The sequence below is a fragment of the Cupriavidus sp. R6-3 genome, from assembly GCF_059772245.1.
Genome location: NZ_JCBAJO010000265.1, coordinates 1 through 5,803 on the forward strand (window position 1 = coordinate 1; position 5,803 = coordinate 5,803).

The 5,803-nt window shown below is 70.0% G+C and carries 4 protein-coding genes; all 4 read left to right on the forward strand.

All coding sequences use genetic code 11. The annotated features are described in order from the left end of the window. Positions 1-541, forward strand: a 541-nt coding sequence (locus tag AC6EI8_RS23485; RefSeq protein ID WP_498383021.1) for an MFS transporter, incomplete at its 5' end; no start/stop codon positions are given. Between the two features lie 377 nt (positions 542-918). Then, entirely contained in the window at positions 919-2,136 is a 1,218-nt protein-coding gene (locus AC6EI8_RS23490; protein ID WP_150083194.1) for an efflux RND transporter periplasmic adaptor subunit, read from the forward strand. Between the two features lie 4 nt (positions 2,137-2,140). Beyond that, complete coding sequence (locus tag AC6EI8_RS23495; RefSeq protein ID WP_150083195.1) at positions 2,141-5,344, forward strand: efflux RND transporter permease subunit; 3,204 nt, start codon at positions 2,141-2,143, stop codon at positions 5,342-5,344. 16 nt (positions 5,345-5,360) lie between these two features. Then, positions 5,361-5,803 (forward strand): ChaN family lipoprotein (locus AC6EI8_RS23500; protein WP_498383022.1); only part of this gene is annotated, 443 nt, incomplete at its 3' end.

Here is a 5,803-nt window from a genome sequence, read left to right on the forward strand (position 1 = left end):
GTCGGCCGGCATGTTCACGATGTTCACCTATATCGCGCCGATGCTGCGGGACGTCCATGGCGTCAGCGGCGGCGCGCTGAGCCTGATGTTCCTGGCCTACGGGGCCTGCGGCGTGCTCGGCAACGTCGTCGCCGCGGCGCGCATGGACCGCGCCACGCCGGCCCGCGTGGTGCACGTCGCGCTGGGCACCTCGCTGGCGGCGATGCTGCTGTGGCCGCTGACCGGCGTCGGCGCGGTCGCGCTGGTGCTGATCTTCATGCTGTGGGGCGTGGGCGGCTTCGCCACCAACAGCGCGCAGCAGGCGCGGCTGGTGGCGCTCGCGCCGGAGCGGGCGGCGGTGTCGATCTCGCTCAATTCCTCCTCGATCTATCTGGGCCAGGCGATCGGCGCGATGGTCGGCGCGGCGATCTACGCCACTGCGGGCGCGCACGCGCTGCACTGGGGCGCGGCCGCCCTGATGCTCGGCGCCTTGCTGCTGTCCGGGCGAGCCCGCGCCCTCGGCTGCCGCTGGCTGCGCCGGCAGGCGCCGCAGCAGGCCTGAAGGCGCTGGCCTGAGCGTCGGCCAGAGCGCGCCGGCCTGGCACGCGGTCCTTGCGTACCCGGTCGCGTACCCGTTTCACGTACCTCTTCGGTGCCGCGGCGCACGGCCCGCAGCCACCCGTGCCCCTGGCGGCCGGCCCGGCAGGTCCGTTTTCTGCTAATGTTTGATCCCTGATACAAAGACGGCCCCTCCCCTGTAATCGTTTGTAATACGGACGCGTCTGCCAACGCTTGCCAGATACGGCGCCATGGCGGTACCACTGGGGGCGGCCGGCCGCCCACCGGTTCCCAGAAGCCGGCGGCGGCCGTCCGGATGGGCACGGCGACAACGGGAGCGAACACGCGCATCAACAGCGCGGCGCAGCAGAGGGTCCTCGCATGAAATCGAAGGGTATCGACCAGGCCAAGGGCTTCGTCGAAAGCAACTGGAGCCAGGCCATGGGTACCGGCAGAAGTCGTGTGTCGCCCTGGCTGGCGCTGGCATTGGTCGTCCTGCTGGCGGGGGCCGGCTGGTTCGGCTGGAAGACATGGTTCGCCCCGAAGCCGCAGGCACAGGGACCGGCCCCGGTGGCGGTGACCACCGCGCTGGCGCGCCAGGGCGACGTGCCGCTGCAGGTCAGCGTCAACGGCAACGTGACGGCGCTGTCCACCGTCGAGGTGCGTCCGCAGGTCTCCAGCACCGTCCGCACCGTCCATATCCGCGAAGGCCAGACCGTCAAGCCCGGCGATCTGCTGTTCTCGCTCGACACCCGCATGGACGAGGCCAACCTGGCCCGCGCCCGCGCGCAGCTGCTGCGCGACCAGGCCGATCTGGCCGACGCCCGCCGTTCGCTGGCGCGCAGCGAGGAACTGGTCGCGCGCAACTTCATCTCGCGCAGCGCCGTCGATACCGCGCGCGCCAAGGTCGATGCGCTGGAGGCCACGGTACGCGCCGACCAGGCCGCGATCGAGGCCAGCCGCGTCGCGGTCAGCTACGGCGCGATCCGCGCTACCATCAGCGGCCGCACCGGCGTGATCAACGTCTTCCCCGGTTCGCTGGTGCTGCCGACCGCGGCCCAGCCGATGGTGACCATCGCGCAGATCCAGCCGATCGCCGTCACCTTCACGCTGCCCGAGCGCCAGCTCGCCGCGCTGCGCGACGCGCTGCGCAGCGGCCCGGTGCCGGTGAAAGCGCAGCCCAACGACGGCAATCCCGAACCGGTGCAGGGCCGCATCACCTTCGTCGACAACACCGTCGACCCGCAATACGGCACCATCCGCGTCAAGGCGCAGTTCGACAACGAGGCCCAGCGCCTGTGGCCCGGCACCTATGCGCGCGTCGAGGCGGTGGTGCAGACGCTGACCGGCGTGGTGTCGGTGCCGCCGCAGTCGGTGGTGACCGGACCCGAAGGCCGCTTCGTCTATGCGGTGCAGGCCGACGGCAAGGTCCGCGCGATGCCGGTGAAGATGCTGGCGGCGACCGCCGCCGCGGCAGTGGTCGAGGGCGTGCCGGCCGGCACGCGCGTGGTGGTCGAGGGTGTGCAGAACCTGCGCCCGGGCAGCGCCGTGCGCGAGGCCAGCGCCGCCGCCCCGGCGCCGGCCCCCGGGAAGCACTGACGCCATGACGCTGTCCGAACTCTGCATCCGCCGGCCCGTGATGACGGTGCTGCTGGCGATCGCGATCGTGGTCACCGGCATTGTGCTGTACCCGACCATCCCGATCGCCGCGCTGCCCAGCTTCAATTCGCCGGTGATCCAGGTCACCGCGCGGCTGCCCGGGGCGAGCCCCGAGACGATGGCCGCGTCGGTGGCCACGCCGCTGGAGAAGCAGTTCGCCACCATCCCGGGCGTGTCGGTGATCAGCTCGGCCAACACGCTGGGCAATTCCAGCATCACGATCGAGTTCAACAACGACCGCGACATCGATGCCGCGGCGGTCGACGTGCAATCGGCGCTGTTCCGCGCCCAGCGCTCGCTGCCGACCGAGATGAACGAGCCGCCGTCGTACCGCAAGGTCAATCCGGCCGACGCGGCGGTGATCCTGCTGGCGATCAATTCGCCGGCGATGAGCCTGGCCGAGCTGAACGCCTTCGGCGACAACCTGATCGCGCCGACGCTGTCGACGCTGCCCGGCGTCGCGCAGGTGCTGGTCTACGGCCAGAAGCGGTTCGCGGTGCGGGTGCGCGCGCGTCCCGATGCGCTGGCCGCGCGCGGCATGACGCTCGACGAGCTGGCCGGCGCGATCTCGCGCGCCAACGCCAACACGCCGGTGGGCACGCTCGACGGCGCGCGCCAGATGCTGACGATCCAGGCCAACCGCCAGCTGGCCGATGCCGACGCCTTCCGCAACATCATCGTCGCCAGCCAGCCCAACGGCTCGCTGGTGCGGCTCTCCGACGTGGCCGAGGTCGAGGACAGCGTCGAGACGCTGAAGACCGGCAGCTGGCTGAACAACGAACGCTCGATCGTGCTGGCGGTGCAGCGCCAGCCCGACGCCAACACGGTGGCGGTGGTCGACGCGATCCGCGCCGCGCTGCCGCGGCTGGTGCAGCAGATGCCGGCCTCGGTCAACGTCAACGTGGTCAATGACCGTTCCCGCTCGGTGCGCGAGTCGATCCACGACGTGCAGTTCACGCTGGCGCTGACCGCGGCGCTGGTGGTGATGGTGATCTTCCTGTTCCTGCGCCGCGCCGCGGCCACGCTGATCCCGACGGTGTCGCTGCCGATCTCGCTGATCGGCACGGTCGCGCTGATGAAGGCGTTCGGCTACAGCCTGGACAACGTGTCGCTGCTGGCGATCACGCTGGCGGTGGGCCTGGTGGTGGACGACGCCATCGTGATGCTGGAGAACATCGTCCGCCATATCGAGGAAGGCATGGCGCCGTTGAAGGCGGCGCTGGTCGGCTCGCGCGAGATGGGCTTCACCATCGTGTCGATCTCCGTGTCGCTGGTGGCGGTGTTCATCCCGATCTTCTTCATGCCGGGCGTGATCGGCCTGCTGTTCCACGAGTTCGCCGCGGTGGTGTCGCTGTCGATCCTGGTCTCGGCGCTGGTGTCGCTGACGCTGATCCCGATGCTGTGCGCGCGCTTCCTGTCGGCCGAGAACGTGCCGGTCGACGAATCGCAGCACGCCTACGGCGATGCGCCCCGCCATGCGCCCGCCCACGCCGCCGCGCCCGCCCAGCGGCAGAGCATCGGCCTGCGCTCAACGCAGTGGTTCGAGAACCTGTTCGAATACACGCTGCACCGCTATGCGCGCGGGCTCGACTGGTGCCTGGCCCATCGGCGGACCGTGCTGGCCGCGGCCGGCATGACATTCGTGCTGACCGCGGTGCTGTTCGTGCTGATCCCCAAGGGCTTCTTCCCCGAGGAGGACATCGGCCAGATCCAGGTCAATGCCGACGGCCCGCAGGACATCTCCTTCGACGCGATGTCGACGCTGATGCGCGACGCGGCCGAGCGGATGCGCGCGAATCCGGCGGTCAAGAGCATCGTGGTGGCGATCGGCGGCGGCCCCTCGCCCGCCATCAATACCGGCCGCATGTTCATCGAACTGAAGCCTGGCGGCGAGCGGCCGAAGATGCCGCAGGTGGTCGAGTCGCTGCGCCGCGACGTGGCCGGCATTCCGGGGCTCAACGTCTATTTCCGTCCGGTGCAGAACCTGCAGCTGGGCGGCCGCGTCAGCAAGGCGCGCTATCAATACACGCTGCAGAGCGTGCAGTCGGGCAATCTGCAGACCGCCGCCGACAAGCTGATGGCCCGCATGCGCGCCGATCCGCTGTTCCGCGACGTCACCAGCGATTCGCAGCAGGCCGGCCTCGAGGCGCAGCTGGCGATCGACCGCGACAAGGCCAACTCGCTGGGCGTGCAGATGCAGGACGTGCGCACCGCGCTCTATACCGCGTTCGGCGAGCGCCAGGTGTCGACCATCTATACCTCGATCGACAGCTATTACGTGATCCTGCAGGCCGCGGACGTCGATCGCGTCGACGAGACCGCGTTCTCGAAGATCTATGTGCGCAGCACCAACGGCACGCTGGTGCCGCTGTCGGCGTTCGCGACCACCGAGCGCCGCGTCGGTCCGATCGCGGTCAATCACCAGGGGCAGCTGCCGTCGGTGACGGTCTCGTTCAACCTGGCACCGGGCGCGGCGCTGGGCGACGCGTCGGCGCGCATCGACCGCTTCAAGCAGGAAACCGCGATGCCGCAGGAGATCTTCACCAGCTGGGGCGGCGATGCGGCGGTGTTCCAGTCGTCGCAGGCGACGCAGGTGATCCTGCTGATTGCGGCGATCGCGGTGATCTACGTGCTGCTTGGCGTGCTGTACGAAAGCTATATCCACCCGCTGACGATCCTCGCTGGGCTGCCCTCGGCGGCGGTTGGCGCGCTGCTGACGCTGTTCCTGTTCCGCGTCGAGCTGTCGCTGATCGCGATCATCGGTGTGCTGATGCTGATCGGCATCGTCAAGAAGAACGCCATCATGATGATCGACTTCGCACTGGCCGCGCAGCGCGAGCAGGGCATGCCGCCGGCGAAGGCGATCCGCCAGGCCTGCCTGCTGCGCTTCCGTCCGATCATGATGACCACGCTGGCCGCCATCATGGGCGCGCTGCCGATTGCGCTCGGCCTCGGTGCCGGCGCCGAGCTGCGCCAGCCACTGGGCCTGGCCGTGGTCGGCGGACTGCTGTTCTCGCAGGTCATCACGCTGTTCATCACGCCGGTGATCTACCTGGCGCTGGACCGCTTCTCCGGCAGCGGCCCCTTGGAGATCGATGCGGACGGCAATCGCGTGCCCGCGACGGTGGGAGCGGATGCGGGCCGCTGAAGGCGGACCCCGCGGCATGGCGAAGGTCGCCGCCATGGCGGCCGCGCTTGCCCTGCTTGCCGGCTGCGCCACGGCGCCCGCGCATCCCGAGGGCGATGCGCATGGCTACGCGCATGACGGCGCGCATGTCGGCGCGCACGACGGCACGCATCGGCTCGCAGCGTTCCGCTATGTCTTGCTGGGCGAGGTCCACGACAACCCCGAAGGGCATCGGCGCCGGCTCGCGTCGCTGACCGAGGCGGTCGACGCGGGCTGGCGGCCCGCCATCGCGATGGAGCAATTCGATCGCGAGCGGCAGGCGGATCTGGACCGGGCACGCCGCGAGCGGCCGGGCGATGCCGATCATCTGATCGCGCGGGCCGGCGCCGCCGGATGGGACTGGTCGCTGTACCGGCCCGTCATCGCGCTGGCGTTGCGGCACGACCTGCCGCTGATCGCCGCCAACCTGTCGCGCGACGA